This window comes from Streptomyces sp. CBMA152 (assembly GCF_014596475.1).
Classification (GTDB): Bacteria; Actinomycetota; Actinomycetes; order Streptomycetales; family Streptomycetaceae; genus Streptomyces.
This window is the reverse complement of sequence record NZ_MECJ01000022.1, coordinates 28,154-47,949: the sequence shown is the minus strand read 5'-3', so window position 1 is coordinate 47,949 and position 19,796 is coordinate 28,154. Positions and strand designations below refer to the sequence as shown.

The 19,796-nt window shown below is 71.6% G+C and carries 18 protein-coding genes; 11 read left to right on the top strand and 7 right to left on the bottom strand.

Annotated features, from left to right (window positions below):
* Positions 1–78 precede the first annotated feature (78 nt).
* The 6 genes from BG418_RS19320 (at position 79) to BG418_RS19295 (ending at position 7,215) form a co-directional block, all read left to right on the top strand.
* Complete coding sequence (locus tag BG418_RS19320) at positions 79–693, top strand: TetR/AcrR family transcriptional regulator (RefSeq protein ID WP_188275250.1); 615 nt, start codon at positions 79–81, stop codon at positions 691–693.
* A 103-nt stretch (positions 694–796) separates the two neighbouring features.
* A complete protein-coding gene (locus BG418_RS19315; RefSeq protein ID WP_188275169.1) occupies positions 797–3,022 on the top strand; it encodes a molybdopterin oxidoreductase family protein in 2,226 nt (741 codons plus the stop codon).
* Positions 3,023–3,149: 127 nt separating this feature from the next.
* A complete protein-coding gene (locus BG418_RS19310; protein WP_188275168.1) occupies positions 3,150–3,797 on the top strand; it encodes a hypothetical protein in 648 nt (215 codons plus the stop codon).
* Between the two features lie 16 nt (positions 3,798–3,813).
* Positions 3,814–4,560, top strand: coding sequence for a class F sortase (locus BG418_RS19305; protein ID WP_398999410.1), 747 nt, complete (start codon positions 3,814–3,816; stop codon positions 4,558–4,560).
* A gap of 116 nt (positions 4,561–4,676) precedes the next feature.
* The gene (locus BG418_RS19300) at positions 4,677–6,074 is read left to right on the top strand and encodes an aldehyde dehydrogenase family protein (RefSeq protein ID WP_188275249.1); all 1,398 of its coding nucleotides are present in this window, start codon (positions 4,677–4,679) and stop codon (positions 6,072–6,074) included.
* A gap of 58 nt (positions 6,075–6,132) precedes the next feature.
* Complete coding sequence (locus tag BG418_RS19295; RefSeq protein WP_188275248.1) at positions 6,133–7,215, top strand: zinc-binding dehydrogenase; 1,083 nt, start codon at positions 6,133–6,135, stop codon at positions 7,213–7,215.
* Positions 7,216–7,311: 96 nt separating this feature from the next.
* Here the strand turns inward: BG418_RS19295 and BG418_RS19290 are convergent, their stop codons facing one another.
* From BG418_RS19290 to BG418_RS19280, 3 genes are all read right to left on the bottom strand, one after another.
* On the bottom strand, positions 7,312–8,259 hold the full coding sequence (locus BG418_RS19290; protein ID WP_188275166.1) for a DMT family transporter: 948 nt from the start codon (positions 8,257–8,259) through the stop codon (positions 7,312–7,314).
* Positions 8,260–8,376: 117 nt separating this feature from the next.
* Positions 8,377–9,102 (bottom strand): helix-turn-helix transcriptional regulator, encoded by a 726-nt coding sequence (locus tag BG418_RS19285; protein ID WP_188275165.1) that lies wholly within the window; start codon positions 9,100–9,102, stop codon positions 8,377–8,379.
* A gap of 18 nt (positions 9,103–9,120) precedes the next feature.
* Positions 9,121–9,807 carry a TetR/AcrR family transcriptional regulator gene (locus BG418_RS19280; protein WP_188275164.1) on the bottom strand — a complete coding sequence of 229 codons (687 nt, stop codon included), beginning with the start codon at positions 9,805–9,807 and terminating at the stop codon, positions 9,121–9,123.
* Positions 9,808–9,899: 92 nt separating this feature from the next.
* Here BG418_RS19280 and BG418_RS19275 point away from each other — a divergent pair, with 92 nt between their 5' ends.
* The 3 genes from BG418_RS19275 to BG418_RS19265 all read left to right on the top strand — a co-directional run bounded on the left by BG418_RS19275 (position 9,900) and on the right by BG418_RS19265 (position 12,116).
* Positions 9,900–11,051 carry an acyl-CoA dehydrogenase family protein gene (locus BG418_RS19275; protein ID WP_188275163.1) on the top strand — a complete coding sequence of 384 codons (1,152 nt, stop codon included), beginning with the start codon at positions 9,900–9,902 and terminating at the stop codon, positions 11,049–11,051.
* Positions 11,052–11,128: 77 nt separating this feature from the next.
* Positions 11,129–11,416 carry a YiaA/YiaB family inner membrane protein gene (locus tag BG418_RS19270; RefSeq protein WP_188275162.1) on the top strand — a complete coding sequence of 96 codons (288 nt, stop codon included), beginning with the start codon at positions 11,129–11,131 and terminating at the stop codon, positions 11,414–11,416.
* Between the two features lie 67 nt (positions 11,417–11,483).
* Positions 11,484–12,116: a TetR/AcrR family transcriptional regulator gene (locus tag BG418_RS19265; protein ID WP_188275161.1), complete on the top strand. Its 633-nt coding sequence runs from the start codon at positions 11,484–11,486 to the stop codon at positions 12,114–12,116.
* Positions 12,117–12,120: 4 nt separating this feature from the next.
* Here the strand turns inward: BG418_RS19265 and BG418_RS19260 are convergent, their stop codons facing one another.
* The gene (locus tag BG418_RS19260; RefSeq protein ID WP_188275160.1) at positions 12,121–12,582 is read right to left on the bottom strand and encodes a MaoC family dehydratase; all 462 of its coding nucleotides are present in this window, start codon (positions 12,580–12,582) and stop codon (positions 12,121–12,123) included.
* Positions 12,583–12,710: 128 nt separating this feature from the next.
* On the opposite strand from BG418_RS19260, the gene soxR reads away from it, so the two are divergent.
* On the top strand, positions 12,711–13,211 hold the full coding sequence (gene soxR / locus BG418_RS19255) for a redox-sensitive transcriptional activator SoxR (RefSeq protein WP_188275159.1): 501 nt from the start codon (positions 12,711–12,713) through the stop codon (positions 13,209–13,211).
* 48 nt (positions 13,212–13,259) lie between these two features.
* Here soxR and BG418_RS19250 read toward each other — a convergent pair whose 3' ends face one another.
* Positions 13,260–13,871, bottom strand: coding sequence for a hypothetical protein (locus BG418_RS19250; protein ID WP_188275158.1), 612 nt, complete (start codon positions 13,869–13,871; stop codon positions 13,260–13,262).
* Between the two features lie 278 nt (positions 13,872–14,149).
* On the opposite strand from BG418_RS19250, the gene BG418_RS19245 reads away from it, so the two are divergent.
* Complete coding sequence (locus tag BG418_RS19245; protein WP_188275157.1) at positions 14,150–16,927, top strand: penicillin acylase family protein; 2,778 nt, start codon at positions 14,150–14,152, stop codon at positions 16,925–16,927.
* 100 nt (positions 16,928–17,027) lie between these two features.
* Here BG418_RS19245 and BG418_RS19240 read toward each other — a convergent pair whose 3' ends face one another.
* Together BG418_RS19240 and BG418_RS19235 are read right to left on the bottom strand one after the other, a co-directional pair.
* Positions 17,028–18,344, bottom strand: a complete 1,317-nt coding sequence (locus BG418_RS19240) for an alpha/beta hydrolase (protein WP_188275156.1) — start codon at positions 18,342–18,344, stop codon at positions 17,028–17,030.
* Between the two features lie 118 nt (positions 18,345–18,462).
* Positions 18,463–19,785, bottom strand: coding sequence for an erythromycin esterase family protein (locus BG418_RS19235; RefSeq protein ID WP_188275155.1), 1,323 nt, complete (start codon positions 19,783–19,785; stop codon positions 18,463–18,465).
* Positions 19,786–19,796: the final 11 nt, after the last annotated feature.

Below are 19,796 nucleotides of genomic sequence, written 5' to 3'. Positions count from 1 at the left end.
GGAATCCTGGAATCCTATGGGCCACCGTAGGATTCCGATTCGACCACGTCAACGGCAAAATCGGCCGGGCGCGGCATGATGGGCCCCGTGCCCCATGCGAACCTCCGCCGCGCACCGGTGCAGCAGCGCAGCGCCCAGCGCCTCAGTCGCATCCTGGACGCCTGCGCCGAGCTCCTGGACGAGACCGGCTACGAAGAGCTGTCCACCCGGGCCGTGGCCCAGCGGGCCGGGGTGCCCATCGGGTCCGTATACCGGTTCTTCAGCAACAAGCGCGCGATGGCGGAGGCCCTGGCCGCGCGCAATCTGGACCGGTTCGCCGAGATCGTCGGCGCCCGGCTCGCCGCGTTCGAGGCCGAGGACTGGCGCGGGGCGATCGACGCGGTGCTCGACGAGTACCTGGTCCTGAAGAAGACCGTGCCCGGCTTCAACCTCGTCGACTTCGGCGGGCCGCAGCCGGTCGCCGACCCGGCCTCCGACGCCAACCACCTGCTCGCCGACCGCCTCGCCGAGCTGCTCCCGGCCCAGTTCGGCCGCGCCCCCGACGCCGAGCTCCGCCGGACCATCCTGGTCGCGGTGGAGGCCGCCGACGCCCTGCTGCGGCTCGCCTTCCGTACGGATCCGGAAGGGGATCCGGGGATCGTGGCCGAGACGCGGGAGCTGCTGCACGCGTATCTGGCGCGGACGCTGGGCTGAGCGCACCCCACGTACTCCTGCCCCGGCGCTTCTCTAGCCGCCATGCCTACCGGTCGGTATGCTCGGGACCGCCCGTGCGCCACCGCCGCCCTGGGGAGGACGAATGTCCCGCACAGCCCTCCGCATCTGCCCGCTCTGCGAAGCCACCTGCGGGCTGACCCTGACCGTCGAGGGGACGCGGGTCACCGGTGCCCGCGGCGACCGGGACGATGTGTTCAGCCAAGGCTTCATCTGCCCCAAGGGCGCCTCCTTCGGCGAGGTCGACGGCGACCCCGACCGGCTCACCGCGCCACTGGTGCGACGCAACGGCGTGCTGGAGCAGGCGAGTTGGGACGAGGCGTTCGACCTGGTCGCCGCCCGGTTGCGGCCGCTGATCGAGGAGTACGGGGCGAACGCGGTCGGGGTCGTGCTCGGCAACCCCAATGTCCACACCATGGCCGGGGCGCTCTATCCGCCCGTCCTGCTCGGCGGGCTGCGCACCCGGAACCTGTTCACCGCCAGCACCCTCGACCAGATGCCCAAGCACGTCTCCAGCGGACTGCTCTTCGGCGACCCGTTCGCGATCCCGGTGCCGGATCTGGACCGTACGGACCATCTGCTGCTGCTCGGCGCCAACCCGCTGGAATCCAACGGGAGTCTGTGCACCGCGCCCGACTTCCCGGGTCGGCTCAAGGCTTTGCGCAGGCGCGGCGGCACCCTCACCGTCGTCGACCCGCGCCGCACCCGGACCGCCAAGCTGGCCGACCGGCATGTGGCCCCGCGCCCCGGCACGGACGCGCTGCTGCTGGCCGCGCTCACGCACGTACTCTTCGAGGAGAAGCTGACCTCGCTCGGGGAGCTCGCGGAACAGGTCGACGGACTGGCCGAAGTGCGGGACACCGTACGGGAGTTCACGCCCGAGGCGGCCGGTGCGGCCTGCGGGCTCGACCCGGACGAGATCCGCGTCCTCGCCCGCGAGCTCGCGGCCGCGCCCACCGCCGCCGTCTACGGCCGCATCGGCAGCTGCACGGTCGAGCACGGCACCCTCGCCAGCTGGCTCGTCGACGTACTCAACATCCTCACCGGCAACCTCGACCGGCCCGGCGGCGCGCTCTTCCCGCTCTCCGCCACGGACAAGGCGCCCCGCCCGGCAGGCCCCGGCAAGGGGTTCGCGATCGGCCGCTGGCGCAGCCGCGTCGGCGGACACGGGGAGGCCAAGTCCGAACTGCCCATCGCCGTCCTCGCCGAGGAGATCGAGACACCGGGGGAGGGGCAGATCCGGGGGCTGATCGTCAGCGCCGCCAACCCCGTGCTCTCGGCCCCCGACGGCGACCGGCTCGACCGGGCGCTGGCCGGGCTCGACTTCATGGTCAGCGTCGACCCGTATCTCAACGAGACCTCGCGCCACGCCGATGTGGTGCTGCCCCCGCCGCCGCCCTCGCAGAGCGCGCACTTCGACTTCGCCTTCAACACCTTCGCCGTACGCAACCAGGTCCGCTACACCCGGGCCGCCGTCCCGCTCGCCGAGGGCAGGCTCGACGAGTGCGAGATCCACGCCCGGCTCGTGCTCGCCGCGACCGGGATGCACGGCGCCCCGGCGGACGCCGTCGACGCGCTGGTCATCGACCGCACCCTCGGCAAGGCCGTCGCCGATCCGCACTCGGCGGTGTACGGCCAGGACGCCAAGACGCTCGCCGCGCGGCTGACCGGCGAGAACGGCCCCGAGCGGCGGCTCGACATGATGCTGCGGCTCGGGCCGTACGGGGACGGCTTCGGCGCCGACCCGGACGGGCTCACCCTGGAGCGCGTGCTCGCCCATCCGCACGGCATCGACCTGGGGCCGCTGCGGCCGCGCCTGGCGCAGGTCGTCAGGACCCGCAGCGGACGCGTCGAGCTGTTGCCCGGCCCGATCGCCGACGATCTGCCCCGGCTGCGCGCGGCCCTGGACCAGCGCCCGGCCGGTCTCGTCCTGGTGGGGCGGCGCCATCTGCGCTCCAACAACAGCTGGCTGCACAACATCCCGTCCCTGAACGGCGGTTCCAACCGCTGCACCCTCCATGTGCACCCCGAGGACGCGGCCAGGCTGGGACTCGCCGACGGCGATCCCGTACGCGTCAAGGCCGACGGCGGGGAGGTGGCGGCGCCCGTGGAGATCACCGACGCGGTCCGCGAGGGCGTGGTCAGCCTGCCGCACGGCTGGGGCCACAACCGTCCCGGCACCCGGCTCGGGGTCGCCGCCGAACAGCCCGGCGTCAACGTCAACCAACTGCTCGACGGCTCGCGCCTGGACCCGCTGTCGGGGACGGCGGTGCTCAACGGCTTCCCGGTCGAGCTGGTCGCACTGCGTTGACGCGTTGCGCCGGACGGGCGATATCCGGTCGCCTCCTCGGCGCTGCGCCGCCGTTTCCCCGTACAGGTATGACAGAGAGTCAGAGGAAAGGTCGATTTATATGACAATCTGACACAAAGGAAAGCGCATGCCTGCCTCACCACCCCCGCACCTCGCCCTCCGCCGCCCGGCCGTCACCGTCGGCGCGTCCCTGGCCCTCGCGGGAGCCTTCCTGGCCGGGGCCCCGGCCGCCCACGCCGCGCCCGGCGACAACGGCGACGTGAAGATCCACAACGTCGGCACCCCGTTCACCGACCAGCGCAACGAGCCCAAGGTCTGCAGCTTCTACCTCGACGCCTTCAACTTCGACGTCGCACAGGGCATCACCTGGTCCATCCAGACCCAGCCGCTCCGAGCGGGCGGCGCCACGCTCAACGGCTCCATCACGCTGGCCACCGGGGTCGGCCACACCGTGCCGCTGACGCTGCCGGACGGACAGTACAAGCTCACCTGGAACATCACCGGCGGCAACGGCGCGGGCAAGCACAAGGTCTTCAAGGTCGACTGCGCCCCGGTCGGCTCCTCGGCCGGCGGCGCCACGGGCGGCGGCACCGGCGGCGGTACCGGCGGCCCCAACGGCGGGGTGCCCGCGGGCGGCGGCGGTCTGGCCGGGACCGGCGGCGGCCTCACCGACGGCATCCCACCCGTCGGCGGACTCGCGGCCCTCGGTCTGGTCGGAGCCTCCGGGGTGTTCTTCCTGCGCCGGCTGCGCCGTCGCCCCCATGGCGCCGCGTAGCGGTTCCCCCAGGCCCTTGCACCGTACGCGCGGCTACCGGCTGGCGCGGACGGCGGCGCTCGCCGTGACCCTGGTCGTCGGCGGCGTCTGGTGGTCCCAGGACGACGGGTCGGTCGCACCGGTCGCGATGGGCGCCACGGGGACCGGGGGCGCGGTGGCGCCCTCGGCCCCCACGGGGGCCGACGGGGACAAGCAGGCCCCCGGGGCGGGAGCCAAGTCGCCCGGCCCCGGCGGCCGTTCGGCCCGGGGTGGGCGTGCCGCGCCCGCCGCCCGGCCGCCCGTGCCGCTGCCGCCGTCCAGGGCGATCGGGCTCGCCATCCCGTATCTGAGCCTGAAGGCGCCGGTCGTCGGCCTCGGGCTCGACCCTTCGCACCATCTCGCCACCCCGCCGGTCGACGACCCGAAGCCGGTCGGCTGGTACGCGGGCGGTCCCACGCCGGGCGAGAACGGCACCGCGATCGCCGTCGGCCACCGCGACACCCGGACCGGGCCCGCCGTCTTCGCGGGCCTGTACGCGCTGAAGCCCGGCCGCCTGGTGGAGGCCCGGCGCGCGGACGGCAAGGTCGCGGTGTACACGGTGGACGAGGTCAAGAAGTACGACAAGGCGCACTTCCCCAACGAGGAGGTGTACGGCCGACGGAACCGGCCGGAGCTGCGGCTGATCACCTGCGGCGGCAAGTTCGACCGCAAGGCGGGCTACGAGAGCAACATCGTCGTCTTCGCCCACCTGACCGCGGTGCGCGGTCCGGGAGCCGGCCCGTGATCGCGAGCGCTTAACCTCCTCCTGACGCCGGGGGCCCCTGGTGCCGGAAAACTACCGGCGCTAGTTTGGGTCCCCGGAAGCCGAGGCTCAGGAGGAGTGCGATGGACGCCCACGGGATGTACGCGGCCCAGGACGGGATGTACATAGGCGGTCGGTGGACGCCCGCCGCCGGCGGCGACACGATCGCGGTCGTGAACCCGGCCGACGAGCGGGTCATCGCGCACATCCCGGCCGGCACCGCCGAGGACGTGGACGCGGCGGTGCGCGCGGCCCGCGCGGCGCTGCCGGGCTGGGCCGCGACCCCGCCCGCCGAGCGCGCCGCGCACATCGCCGCGCTGCGCGACCAACTGGCCGCCCGCAAGGACGAGATCGCCCGCACGGTCACCGCCGAGCTCGGCGCGCCCGAGCAGTTCGCGCAGCAGGTGCATGTGGGCCTGCCGATCGCGGTCGCCGGTTCGTACGCCGAACTCGCCTCCTCGTACGCCTTCGAGGAGCGGATCGGGAACTCCACGGTCTTCCACGAGCCGGTCGGTGTGGTCGGCGCCATCACGCCGTGGAACTACCCGCTGCACCAGATCGTTGCCAAGGTGGCACCCGCTCTCGCGGCGGGCTGCACGGTCGTCCTCAAGCCCGCCGAGGACACCCCGCTGACCGCGCAGCTCTTCGCCGAGGCGGTGCACGAGGCCGGTGTGCCCGCCGGTGTGTTCAACCTGGTCACCGGCCTCGGCCCGGTCGCGGGCCAGGCGCTCGCCGCGCACGAGGGAGTCGACCTGGTCTCCTTCACCGGTTCGACGGCCGTGGGCCGCCAGATCGGCGCCACGGCGGGCGGGGCCGTCAAGCGGGTCGCCCTGGAGCTGGGCGGCAAGTCCGCCAACGTCGTCCTGCCCGGCGCCGACCTGGCCAAGGCGGTCAACGTCGGCATCGCCAACGTGATGAGCAACTCGGGCCAGACGTGCAGCGCCTGGACCCGGATGCTGGTCCACGCCGACCGGTACGAGGAGGCGGTCGAGCTCGCCAAGGCCGCCGTCGCCAAGTACCCGGCGGGTGACCGGGTGGGCCCGCTGGTCAGCGCCAAGCAGCAGGCACGCGTGCGCGGTTACATCGAGAAGGGGGTGGAGGAGGGTGCCCGGCTCGTCGCGGGCGGCCCCGAGGCGCCGCTGGCCGAGGGCTACTACGTGGCGCCCACCGTCTTCGCGGACGTCACCCCCGAGATGACCATCGCCCAGGAGGAGATCTTCGGCCCGGTCGTCTCGCTCATCGCGTACGCGGACGAGGACGACGCGCTGCGGATCGCCAACGGCACGGTGTACGGGCTCGCGGGCGCGGTCTGGGCCGGGGACGACGCCGACGCGGTGGCGTTCGCGCGGCGGATGGAGACCGGGCAGGTCGACATCAACGGCGGCCGCTTCAACCCCCTTGCCCCGTTCGGCGGTTACAAGCAGTCGGGCGTCGGCCGCGAGCTCGGCCCGCACGGTCTGACCGAGTACCTCCAGACGAAGTCCCTGCAGTTCTGAGCCGTTCTCACGTGCCCGTCCGACGTTCCCGTTCCGTCACTCCCAGCCCAGGAGCATCATCGTGGTCCGCGCCGCAGTCCTTCCCGCCATCGGGTCCCCGCTGGAGGTCACCGAGATAGAGCTCCCCGAGCCCGGCCCCGGTCAGGTGCGGGTCCTTATCGCCGCCGCCGGGGTCTGCCACTCGGACCTGTCGCTCTCCAACGGCACCATGCGGGTCCCGGTCCCGGCCGTCCTCGGCCACGAGGGCGCGGGCACGGTGGTCGCCGTCGGTGAGGGCGTCACCTCGGTGGCACCCGGCGACGGCGTCGTGCTCAACTGGGCGCCCTCGTGCGGCAGTTGCCACCCCTGCTCGCTCGGCGAGGTCTGGCTCTGCCTCAACGCGCTGGGCGGCGCGACCTCCGTGTGCGCGCGCACCGCCGACGGGCGCGACCTGCACCCCGGTCTGAACGTCGCCGCGTTCGCCGAGGAGACGGTCGTCGCCGAGAACTGTCTGCTGCCGCTGCCCGAGGGCATCCCGCTGGCGGAGGCCGCGCTCCTCGGCTGCGCGGTCCTCACCGGTTACGGGGCCGTCCACCACTCGGCGAAGGTCCGCGAGGGCGAGACGGTCGCGGTGTTCGGCGTCGGCGGCGTGGGCCTCGCCACGCTCCAGGCGGCCCGGATCGCGGGCGCCGCGCGGATCGTGGCGGTGGACGTCTCCCCGGCCAAGGAGGAGCTGGCCCGCCGGGCGGGCGCCACCGACTTCGTGATCGCCTCGGAGACGACCGCGAAGGACATCCGCAAGCTGACCGGCGGAAACGGTGTCGACGTGGCCGTCGAGTGCGTCGGCCGCGCGGTCACCATCCGTACCGCCTGGGAGTCCACCCGGCGCGGCGGCCGCACCACGGTCGTCGGCATCGGCGGCAAGGACCAGCAGGTCTCGTTCAACGCCCTGGAGATCTTCCACTGGGGCCGTACGCTCTCGGGCTGCGTGTACGGCAACAGTGACCCGGCCCGCGACCTGCCGGTCCTGGCCGACCACATCCGGGCCGGGCGCCTCGACCTGAGCGCGCTGGTCTCGGAACGGATCGGGCTCGACGGGATCCCGGCGGCGTTCGACAACATGGTGGCGGGCAAGGGGGGTAGGGCGCTGGTGGTCTTCTGAGGGGAGTCGTGGCTGGCTGATGCGTTTCCCGCAGGTCTTCAGGGGCGCGGGGAACTGCGCGACCAGCCACCGACGGCCCGCAGTCGAACGACCTGTTCAGCCGACCCGCTCGTCCACGCCGGCGGCAGCCACGGCGCTTCCGCTTCCTGATGTCGTACGGGGGCGGGAGCGCGAGACCGCCACGCCCGTCAGGCACAGAGCGCCGCCGACGAGGGTGAGCCACCCCGGCACCTCGTCCAGGATCAGCCAGGACATCAGGACGACGAGCGCGGGCACCACATAGGTGGTCGCGCCCATCCGGCCCGCCGTCGTACGGGCAAGGGCATACGCCCAGGTCGTGAAGGCGAGCGCGGTCGGGAACACGCCCAGATACACCATGTTCAGGGTGGCTTTGAGCGGCGCTTCGGCGGCGTCGGACACCAGCTGTCCGGTGAACGGCAGACAGGCCACCGCACCCACCAGGCAGCCGAAGAAGGTGACTTGGAGGGCGCTGCCGTGGTGCAGCGCGGGCTTCTGCGCGACGACACCGCCCGCGTACGTCACGGCCGCCAGCAGACAGAGCGCCACGCCGAGCACGGACGCGCCGCCGTCGCCGGACATCGACAGGCCGACCGCCACCGCCCCCGTGAACGAGACGCCCATGCCCGCCACCAGCCGGGGCGGCAGCCGCTCGCCGAGGAACCGGGCGCTGAGCAGCGCGATGAGGATCGGCCCGATGTTGACGACCATGGCGGCCGTACCCGCGTCGACCTGCTGCTCGCCCCAGTTGAGCACGACCATGTAGAGCCCGAACCAGAGCAGCCCCGACACCGCGATCCCCGGCCAGGCCGCACGCGGCGGCAGCCCTTCGCGGCGCAACACGAGGACCGCGCCGAGCACCGCCGTGCCCGCGAGCAGCCGCCCGAGCGCGAGCGCGCCGGGGGAGTAGGCGGCACCGGCGCTGCGGATCGACACGAACGCCGAGGCCCACAGCACGACGGATATCCCGACGGCGCCGAGAGCGAGCCGCTGCGAACTGCGGCGGGGGTGCGAGGAGTTGGTCATGAGGTGACGGTAGGCGCGAAACAGTTCGTCGTTCACCGAATTATGGGGGGCGGGGGCGCAACGGGAGGCCGGGGGCGGGGCGGGGCCGGACGCCCGGCGAGCTCACCGCCACCGCGTTCACCGCAAGCTCGACTTCTCGATCCCCAGCAGCTCCCCCAGCGCCTCCACCCCCGTCGGCGTCACCCGTACCGCCCGCTCGGATCCGATCCGTACGCACCACTTCTCGTCCAGCGCGTGCGCGCACAGCGCGGCTCCGGCGGTCCCGGCCAGGTGGGGGCGGCGTTCGGTCCAGTCCAGGCAGGAGCGGACCAGCGGGCGCCTGCCCCGGGGTTCGAGCGGGATCCCCAACTCCCCGTACCAGTCGATGCCTTGAGTGGTCAGGGCGAAACCGGCGTCCTGGCTGAGCAGCCCGCGTACGGTCATCGCGTCCGTGATCGCGATGCCGAGGCGGCCCGCGAGATGGTCGTAGCAGGTACGGCCGCGCGCCATGGCGCTGCTCGCGGACGCGGCCCGCAGGGTGCGGGGCCGGGCGGGCGCGGTGTGGGCCGCCAGTTCCTCCACGAGATGGGCGACCTCGGCGTCGGCGAGGCGCAGATACCGGTGTCGGCCCTGCCGCTCCTCGCCGAGCAGTCCGCCCGCGACGAGTTTGCCCAGGTGCTCACTGGCCGTCGACGGCGCGACCCCCGCGTACCGCGCGAGCTCCCCGGCCGTCCAGGCCCGCCCGTCGAGGAGCGCCAGGCAGAAGGCGGCCCGGGTCTCGTCGGCGAGCAGCGAGGCGAACGCGGCGAGCCCCGAACCGGATGTGCCGGACCTTGCTGTGCCGGAACCCGATGTGGTGGTCATACCTCCAGCATGCCGCGATCACCGTTCGGCTGGTACCGAACCATGGGTGGCGCTGCGGCGTACGTCGGCGGGCAGGGCGTCGTACTGCGCCGTCAGCCCGTCGAGCAGTGCCCGCAGGCCCGTCTCGAAGGCGCCCTCGTCGATCTTCTCCTGGCGTTCGGCGAGCAGGTGCGCCTGGCCGAGATGGGGGTAGTCGGCCGGGTCGTACGCGCTCTCGTCGTCCACGAAGCCGCCCGCGAAGGAGCCGAGGGCCGAGCCCATGATGAAGTACCGCATCAGCGCGCCGATATGGGTGGCCTGCGCGGGCGGCCAGCCCGCCGCGACCATCGCGCCGAAGACCGCGTCGGCCAGGCGCAGTCCGGCCGGGCGGCGGCCGGGGCCCTGGGCCAGGACCGGGACGATGTTGGGGTGGCGGGTGAGGACCGCGCGGTAGGCGACGGCCCAGTCGTGCAGCGCGGTGCGCCAGTCGCGGGGGTCGGCCGCCTCGAACATCGACAGATCGACCTGGGCGGAGGTCGCGTCGGCCACCGCCTCCAGGATCTCGTCCTTGGTCCGGAAGTGGTTGTAGAGGGACGGCCCGCTCACGCCCAGCTCGGCGGCGAGACGGCGGGTCGAGACGGCCGCGAGCCCTTCGGCATCCACCAGCGCGCTCGCCGCCGCCACGATGCGGTCGGTGCTCAGGAGGGGCTTGCGCGGTCGGGCCATGCGGCACATAGTAGGGCCTGCGCACGTAAAACTAGCAGTGGTAATTAAAACTGCGACCGGGGTGCGACCCCCATGAGGAACCTGGAGTCCGCGTGAACCTGGAGCTGAGTGAGGAGCAGGCCGCGGTACGGCGGCTCGCCGAGGACTTCGTCGCCCGCGAGGTCACCCCGAACGCCGTCGCATGGGACCGCGCCGAGAGCGTCGACCGGTCGATCGTGAAGAAGCTGGGCGCGCTCGGCTTCCTCGGGCTCACGATCCCCGAGGAGTACGGCGGCTCCGGCGGCGACCACCTCGCGTACTGCCTGGTCACCGAGGAGCTGGGGCGCGGCGACTCCTCGGTACGCGGCATCGTCTCGGTCTCGCTCGGCCTGGTCGCCAAGACCCTCGCGCACTGGGGGAGCGAGGAGCAGAAGCGCGACTGGCTGCCCCGGCTCACGTCCGGCGAAGCCCTGGGGTGTTTCGGGCTCACCGAACCCGGGACCGGGTCGGATGCCGGGAACCTGGCGACCCGGGCCGTCCGCGACGGCGGCGACTACGTGATCAACGGCTCCAAGATGTTCATCACCAACGGCACCTGGGCCGATGTGGTGCTCCTTTTCGCCCGCACCAACGACACCCCGGGCCATCGCGGCGTCTCGGCCTTCCTGGTGCCTGCCGATTCCCCCGGCCTCACCCGCCGCCCCGTCCACGGCAAGCTCGGCCTGCGCGGCCAGGCGACCGCCGAACTCGTCTTCCAGGATGTGCGCGTACCGGCGGACGCCATGCTCGGCCCGGAGGGCAAGGGCTTCTCGATCGCGATGTCCGCGCTGGCCAAGGGCCGGATGTCGGTCGCGGCCGGCTGCGTCGGCATCGCGCAGGCCGCCCTGGATGCGGCCGTCGGATACGCCGGGCAGCGCGAGCAGTTCGGCCGCTCCATCGCCCACTACCAGCTGGTGCAGGAGCTGATCAGCGACATCTCGGTGGACGTGGACGCGGCGCGCCTGCTGACCTGGCGGGTCGCCGATCTGATCGACCGGGGCCAGGAGTTCGCCACCGCCGCCTCCAAGGCGAAGCTCTTCGCCTCCGAGGCCGCCGTGCGCGCGGCGAACAACGCCCTTCAGGTGTACGGGGGTTACGGCTACATCGACGAGTACCCGGTCGGCAAGCTGCTCCGCGACGCGCGCGTGATGACGCTGTACGAGGGCACCAGCCAGATCCAGAAGCTGATCATCGGCCGCGCGGAGACAGGTGTTTCGGCCTTCTGAGCGCAGGGCGAACCTGAGTACGTACTGAGTACGCGAGCGGATGTGGCCCGCACCACGTCCGCCGCATGCTGTGCGGCATGAGTGAGACACCGGTCAAGCAGCAGAACACGGCCGCGTACTACGGGCAGGCCGTCGCGTCCTTCGCCATCGCCCTGGGCGCCACGGCGGTCGGCATCACCCGCCTCCACGCCGACGCCTGGGTCCGCGCCTTCCTCGGCATCGCCGTCCTCTACCTCGTCACCTCCGCCTTCACCCTCGCCAAGGTGGTCCGCGACCGCCAGGAGGCCGGGCAGATCGTCAGCCGGGTCGACCAGGCCCGCCTGGAGAAGCTGCTCGCCGAGCACGACCCGTTCCAGAAGGTCTAGCCGCACGCTCTAAGCGCTTGCTCACCTTCGGGGTATGGTGTTCGTCCGAAGGAAGAAGGGGCAGGCGATGAGTGCGGTCGACGAGATGGCGGGCGGCGAGAAGCCATGGGGCGAGGTCACGCCCGAGGCTGCCCGGAGGCTGCTCGTCGCCGCCGTGGAGGCCTTCGCCGAGCGCGGCTACCACGCGACGACGACCCGTGACATCGCGGGCCGCGCCGGGATGAGCCCCGCCGCGCTCTACATCCACTACAAGACCAAGGAAGAGCTGCTCCACCGGATCAGCCGGATCGGCCACGACAAGGCCCTGGAGATCCTGGAGACGGCGGCGGGTGCCGACGGCACCGCCGCCGAGCGCCTCACCGCCGCCGTGCGCTCCTTCGTGCGCTGGCACGCCGGGCACCACATGACCGCGCGCGTGGTCCAGTACGAGCTCGACGCGCTCGGTGACGAGCACCGCGCCGAGATCGTGGAGCTGCGCCGCCGCAGTGACGCCGCCGTGCGGCGCATCCTCAACGAGGGCGTGGCGGCGGGCGAGTTCGACGTGCCGGACGTGCCGGGCACCACGCTCGCCGTGCTCTCGCTCTGCATCGACGTGGCGCGCTGGTTCAACGCGCAGGGACGCCGCACGCCGGACGAGGTCGGCGCGCTCTACGCCGACCTCGTGCTGCGGATGGTGGGGGCCCAGCCCCCGGCGGCGTAGCGCCTCAGAAGAAGTAGCGCGACACCGACTCGGCCACGCACACCGGCTTGTCGGCGCCCTCGCGCTCGACCGTCACCTTCGCGGTCACCTGCACACCGCCGCCGACCTCCTCGACCTCGGTCAGTACGGCGGTGGCGCGCAGCCGTGAGCCGACCGGTACGGGCGCGGGGAAACGGACCTTGTTGGTGCCGTAGTTGATGCCCATCCGTATGCCCTCGACGCGCAGGATCTGCGGGACGAACGTCGGCAGCAGGGAGAGCGTCAGATAGCCGTGCGCGATGGTCGTCCCGAACGGTCCGCTCGCGGCGCGCTCCGGGTCGACGTGGATCCACTGGTGGTCCCCGGTGGCGTCGGCGAACAGATCGATGCGCTTCTGCTCGATCTCCAGCCAGTCGCTGTGCCCGAGCGGCTCGCCCACCCCGGCCCTCAGCTCCGCGGCGGATGTGAAGATCCTCGGCTCTGCCATGCCCGGTTCCTGCCTCTCTCGCATGCTCCCGCTGCTCTGCGGCTCATGGTTTCCAAGCGCTTGCTCAGCATGCTGGGGGCGGTGCCCGCTGTCAACGGTTCGGGGCTCTGAGCAGTAGGGTTCGAGGGGTGCCGCAGATTCCAGAGAAGGTCCACGAACTCACGGTCGGGCAGCTGTCCGCGCGCAGCGGGGCGGCCGTGTCCGCGCTGCACTTCTACGAGTCCAAGGGCCTCATCAGCAGTCGCCGGACCTCGGGCAACCAGCGCCGCTACAGCCGTGACGTGCTGCGCCGCGTCGCGTTCGTACGGGCCGCCCAGCGGGTCGGCATCCCGCTCGCCACGATCCGGGACGCGCTCGCGGAGCTGCCCGAGGAACGCACGCCCACGCGGGAGGACTGGGCCCGCCTCTCCGAGACGTGGCGGTCCGAACTCGACGAGCGGATACGGCAGTTGGACCGGCTGCGCAACCATCTGACGGACTGCATCGGGTGTGGGTGTCTGTCCCTGGAGACGTGTGTGCTGTCCAACCCGGACGACATCTCGGGCGACATTCTCACGGGGTCGCGGCTGCTGCCGGAGCGGAAGAAGAAGCGGGCCGCTTCCGACGCGGCGTCCTGCGCGGACTGCTGAGCCAGGACCCGACGTCGCGGGGGCGGGGCCGTGCCGCCCCCGCGCGTCTTATGCCGCTGATGCCAGTGCTCCGCGCCGTAGTGATTTGGACCGGGTCAGGGCCTCGGTGGTCAGTACCGGCTGCGGGACCAGGATTCCGCAGGCGGTGCAGACCGGGCCGCACCAGGGGTCGTGGGCCAGATCCTGTCGCCAGACGAGCCGCTGCCCGTCGCAGACCGGGCAGTCCGTGCCCGGCACGGTCCGCAGGGCCGCGATGATCCGCCCGAGCACCTCGGCCAGGGGCCGCTCCGGGTGCACCGACGGGTCCTCGCACCAGGCCACCCCGAACCCGCCCCAGGTGCGCCGGTGCCAGTCGTCGAAGGAGCCGGGGATCCGCAGGCCGGCGTGCTTCTCGCGCTTCCTGCGGGCCGCGAACTCGGCTTCGTAGGCGAGCCAGACGGCCCGTGCCGCCTCCAGCTCGTCGAGCGCGGCCACCAGCCGCGCCGGATCGGGTGCCCGGTCCTCGGGTCCGATGCCGTGCCTCGTGCACAGATGGTCCCAGGTCGCCCGGTGCCCATAAGGGGCGAACCGCTCAAGGCACTTGCGCAGTGAATACCGGCGCAGCGCGAGATCGTTCCCCGGATCGCGCACCTGTCTCGCCAGACTGCGGAAACCAGCCATGGCCCTGCCACCTCCGTCGCTCGTACTTCGGTGAATGCTTCGGCGTCGAGGAATGGACGTACGACTACCCAATCCGGCTCCATCGAAAATTCGATGGCGGCCATCAGGTGGCGCGTCCGGGGCCGTGCCGCGCGCCCCCTGCCGCACTCCGGGCGCACGGATCCACGGGTGTGTCGACCCGACTCTGTGATGATTCGGGAAAGGTGACGCATGCTCATCTTCCCTCGTCGGGTACCCCTCAGTAACCTCCGCCGCATCGGTCCTCACTAGGAGCACGCATGCGACGACCCACCGCACGGCTCAGAACCGCCACCGCCGCCACTGTGATCGCCCTGTCCGCAGCCCTGTTGGCCCCCGTCGGTCTGGCCGGCGCGGCGGAGGTCCCGGGCGACGACTACTGCCTCGGTCAGTGCGGCGACATCCTCCCGCCCGGCGAGAACGGCAACGCCACCCTCGTCGACATCCTCGGCAACAAGGCGTTCGGCACCCATCCCGCGCACAGCGACGACCAGCTCGGCAAGTACGACGCGCTGGTGGCCGGCCAGTCCTCGCTCACCGACGACAAGCTCAACTCGTTCTTCAACGACGCCTCCTTCGGGGTCCCCAGCGGCCAGGTGGCGTCCACCAGCTCCCCGCGCCCCGACGTCACCATCACCCGCGACAAGGCCACCGGCGTCCCCCACATCAAGGGCACCACCCGGTACGGAACGGAGTACGGGGCCGGGTACGCGGCCGGCCAGGACCGGCTCTGGCTGATGGATCTGTTCCGGCACATCGGGCGCGGCGAGCTCACCTCGTTCGCGGGCGGCGCGCTCGCCAACCAGGGCCTTGAGCAGGAGTTCTGGCCGCAGGCCCCGTACACCGAGGCCGACCTCCAGGCGCAGGTCGACCGCATCCGCACCACCAACGGCGCACGCGGCGAACAGGCCATGGCGGACGCCCAGGCGTACGTCGACGGCATCAACGCGTATGCCAAGCAGTCCAAGGACGGCCGCTACTTCCCGGGTGAGTACGTCCTCACCGGCAAGATCGACGCCATCACCAACATCGGGGAGATCCAGCCCTTCAAGCTCACCGACCTGATCGCGCTCGCCTCCGTCGTCGGCGGTCTCTTCGGCGGTGGCGGGGGCGGCGAGGTGCAGGCCGCGCTCTCGCTCCAGGCCGCCCAGGCCAAGTACGGCGTCGCCGAGGGCACCAAGGTGTGGGAGTCGTTCCGCGAACGCGACGACCCCGAGGCCGCGCTCACCGTCCACGACGGCACGAGCTTCCCGTACGCCACCAAGCCCGCGAACGCGCAGGGCACCGCCATGCCGGACCCCGGCACGGTCGTTCCCGAGCAGCTCGTCTACGACCGCACCGGCTCGGCGCTCACCAAGGCCAAGGCCGATGTGCGCGTCCCCGCACAGCTCAAGCCGCTCAAGGGCATCTTCAACAACGGCGCCATGCCCGGCTTCGACATCGGCAAGCCGCGCGGCATGTCCAACGCCCTGGTCGTCTCGGGCAGCCGCACCGCCAGCGGAAACCCGGTGGCCGTGTTCGGCCCGCAGACCGGCTACTTCGCGCCACAGCTGCTGATGCTCCAGGAGATCCAGGGCCCGGGCATCAGCGCGCGGGGCGCCTCCTTCGCCGGCGTCGGGATGTACGTGCAGCTCGGCCGGGGCCAGGACTACGCCTGGTCCGCCACCTCCGCCGGGCAGGACATCACCGACACGTACGCCGTCGAGCTCTGCCAGGACGCGGCCCACTATCTCTACCGGGGCGTGTGCACCCCGATGGAGAAGCTGGAGAAGACCAACGCCTGGAAGCCGACCACGGCCGACAACACGGCCGCCGGGTCCTACCGGATGCAGGTCTGGCGCACGAACTACGGCATCGTCACCGCCCGCGCCACCGTCGGCGGCAAGCAGATCGCGTACACCTCACTGCGCTCCACCTATCGCCACGAGGCCGACTCGATCATTGGCTTCCAGATGTTCAACGACCCGACGTACGTGAAGGACGCGGCCACCTTCCAGCAGGCCGCGCAGCACGTGGACTACGCGTTCAACTGGTTCTACGCGGACTCCCGTACGGCCGCGTACTACAACAGCGGCAAGAACCCGGTGCGCAACCCTGACGTCGACCCGGCGCTGCCGATCACGGCGGACCGCGCGTACGAGTGGCAGGGGTTCGACCCGGCGTACAACACCGCCGACTACACGCCGCCTGCCCAGCACCCGCAGTCCATCGGGCAGGACTACTACGTCTCCTGGAACAACAAGCAAGCCAAGGGGTATACGGCGGCCGGGTTCGGCAACGGTTCGGTGCACCGGGCCAACCTTCTCGACGACCGGGTGAAGGCGCTGGTCGCGCAGGGCGGGGTGACGCGATCCGCGCTCACCCGGGCGATGGCGCAGGCCGCCGTCACCGATCTGCGGGGGGAGGACGTGCTGCCGGAGTTGCTTCAGGTGATCCGTAGTGCGCCTGTCACCGATCCTCAACTCGCCACCGCTGTACAGCAGTTGGAGTCCTGGAAGGCCGACGGTACCCAGCGGCGGGAGACCGCGCAGGGGTCGCACACCTACACCCATCCCGAGGCCGTGCGGCTGATGGACGCGTGGTGGCCGTTGCTGGTCGAGGCCGAGTTCAAGCCGGGGCTCGGGGACGGTTTGTACTCGGCGCTCACGTCCAACCTGTCCACGGACGAGGCGCCCTCGGCCGGGCACGGTCCCACCGGGGCGCATGCCGGGTCGTCGTTCCAGTACGGGTGGTGGAGTTACGCGGACAAGGATCTGCGGACGGTGCTGGGCAAGCCGGTGCAGGGTCCGCTCGCGCGGGCGTATTGCGGGGGCGGGCAGTTGTCCGCGTGCCGTGATGTGCTGCTTGCCTCGCTGGGGCAGGCTGCGGCGAAGACCGCTGCGCAGGTGTATCCCGGGGATGCGGCGTGCTCCGCTGGGGATCAGTGGTGTGCCGACTCCATTGTTCAGCGGCCGCTGGGTGGGATCAGTCAGAATGCGATCAATTGGCAGAATCGGCCCACGTATCAGCAGGTGGTCGAGTTCGCCTCGCACCGGTAGCAGCTGCGCTGGGAAGTGATGTGACTGCGGGCCGTCTTGGGCTGGTCGCGCAGTTCCCCGCGCCCCTAAAGGCAAAAACCTAGGGGCGCGGGGGGGTCGGTCATACGCAGCCGATACGTCCCGCCGCCAGGACCACCCTCGCCAGTTCCGGGTGGCAGATGTCGCTGTGGGCGCCCGCTGGGGGGCCGCCTGCTCGGACCACCGCGTCCGCGTTCACGCTGACGCAGCCGGTGTCCGGGACGCCGTCGCGCAGGACCTCCGCCAGGGTCAGTTCGGTGCAGGGTGTCACCGACTGGATGCCGTCGTGGCCGATCGCCCACCAGCGGCGGTCCAGTTCCAGGAGGCCCTGGTAGTCGCAGGCCAGCTTGGACGCCAGGGGGTAGATCACCCCGAGTGCGGTGTCGAAGCGCGAGTAGCAGGAGACCACCGGGCCGTCGACGCGGCGCTGGAGTGCGGCGAGCGCTCCCGCGCCACTGAGCCCGGACGGCAGTTGCTCGGCGAACGCGTAGTGCGAGAAGGCCCCTTCCAGCAGGGTCACCGACTTGACGTTCCGGGTGCCGTCCGGGAGGCCCTTCAGGGCGAACGCGACCAGTCTGCCGCCTTGGCTGTGCCCTACGAGATGGATCCGCATCGACGGTTTCGTCCGGGCGAGTTCGCCGATCAGCGGGCCGAGGCCGAGCTGGCCGACCTTGCCGGAGCGGCGCTTCATCTCGTAGTACGTCGTCTGGCGCAGGACTTCCTTCGCGCCGTCCCAGAGGTGCTTGAGGGAGTTGCCGATCGAGAACGACGGTCCGGCCGGGCCGGGTTCGACGTCCATCCCGGTGTCGGACAGGGCCAGGGTGAACTCCCGGTACAGGCCGAGGGTGTCCTGGGTGAGGAGCGCGGCGACGCCGTCCGAGCCGTCGCCGAGGGTGTCGGAGCCGAAGCCCGCCGCCCCGTCGTCGTGGGCCACCAGCTGCCGGGTCAGCTCGCCGAAGTGGCGTAACTCGTCCTCGGAGTCCGGCTGTTGGGCGAGGAGTGTCGCCAGCTGGTCGACCGTGTCGTCGTGGCCCGGGAACGTTCGCTTCAGGGCCTCCACCGTCGCCGTGTCCAGGCCCGGGCCCGGCTCGGCGGCCAGGGTGTGCGGGAAGTTCGGTATCTCCTCGTCCGTGAACCGGATCGACGGCCAGACGATGCCCGCGTACCCGAGCCGCACCTGTGCGGCCGCCGATCCGAAGCCCGCGAGCAGCCCCGGGAACGGCTGGAAGAAGTGGGCGTACAGGGCCGTCGCGACCGACGGGGTGTTGTTCCAGCCGTGCGAGAACATCACCAGATCCGTGACGTCCAGGTCCGCGAGGGCCGCGCGCTCGGCGGGATCGGCGTCGCCGTCCGCGTCGAAGGTGATCTCGCGGTACGGCTCGATTCCGATGTCCACCATGGCGGGGGCCTCCGGTCCGTCAGGACGGCAATGAGACACGCTGGGCCTCATATGGTCCCGCCGGACCGGAGGGGTGACCAGAGCTGGGACAGAACAGGAACGTGGAGATCCGGGGAGGTCAGAGCCGGTGCGCGGCCGTCACCCGGTGCAGGTGCACCAGCACGTCGAACGAGGCGCCGAGCCGGACCTGATCGATGGGCTCCGGCCAGGAGTTGCCGATCAACCGCGTCGGGCGGAACGCGTCCAACCACTTCTTCGCGGCGGCCGGAACCGTGCGCATGTCGAGGTAGTAGTCGTGGGGTGAAACCCGTTCGAGTGTCGCCTCGTTGCTGCCCGGCGCCATCGGGCCGACCGTGAACTTGCGGATCGGCTCCGCCGGGTCGTTCATGTCCATGGCGTTGAACGAGCCCTGGCCGAAAGTGAATCCGATGGTCGTGTACGCCGTGCCGACCAGCTCGCGGATGTACGCGCCCTGCGTCTTGGGGTAGTCGGCGCTCAGCGTCGGCGCGTACCCGACATGGCCGTCGTGCGCCGAGAGCAGCATCTTGTCGCCGGTGTGGCGCTGCCACCACACCGTGTTCCCCGCCATCGTCTCGTCCCGGAAGCGCCGTGACTCGCGCAGCTGGGCGTCGTCGAAGAAGTCGTACGACCACATGGTGCCGGTCTGCGCGATGGTCCGCGCGTACTGGAGGACCCAGTCGTGCTCCGCGCGGTCGGGACCCGGCCGCTGCTCGCTCAGCAGGTCGTACGCCTTGCGGACGTCGTCGGCCTGCCGCCGGCGCTGGTCGAGCGGCTGCTTGATCCTCGCCGCCATGGTGTCGCCGACGCCCGCCGTGGGCCGGGACACCTTGTAGAGGGCGGTGACGCGGGCGAGCAGCGCCGGGTACTGCCGGGCCGTGTACGCGGTCACCTTGTCGAACAGCTCCGTGCCCGCGTACCCCATGTCATCGCCCATGAACTGGAGTTGGCGGGTGTGATGCAGGTTGTACTGGCGCATCCAGCGGATCAGGTCCAGATACTCCCGCGTGTCCCACATCGCGTACGAGCTCTGGAACTCCTCGCGCACGATCCGCTCGGGGTCGCCCTTGCCGTGGCGTACGTAATCGTTGATCCGCATCCCCGACGACCAGGGGGTCTCCAGGGCGAAGGTGGTGAAGCCCTTGTGCTCGACGAGGTACTGGAAGACGCGGTGCTTGGCCGCGAAGAACTCGTGCGAGTTGTGCGTCGCCTCGCCCAGGCCCACGATCTCCGCCGAGCCGGTCATCCGGCCGAGCGGGCCCAGATCGGTGAACGGCTGGGCCGAGCGCGCCAACTGCCGCTCAGGGGTGGGGGTTTGGGCCCGCGCCCCCGGGATCGCGGTCGTGAAGACGCCCAGGGTCAGGCCCAGCAGCAGGAGCAGGGATTGCCGTAAACGGCGGTGGGTTTCGGTGAACAGGTACATGGGTCCAGCGT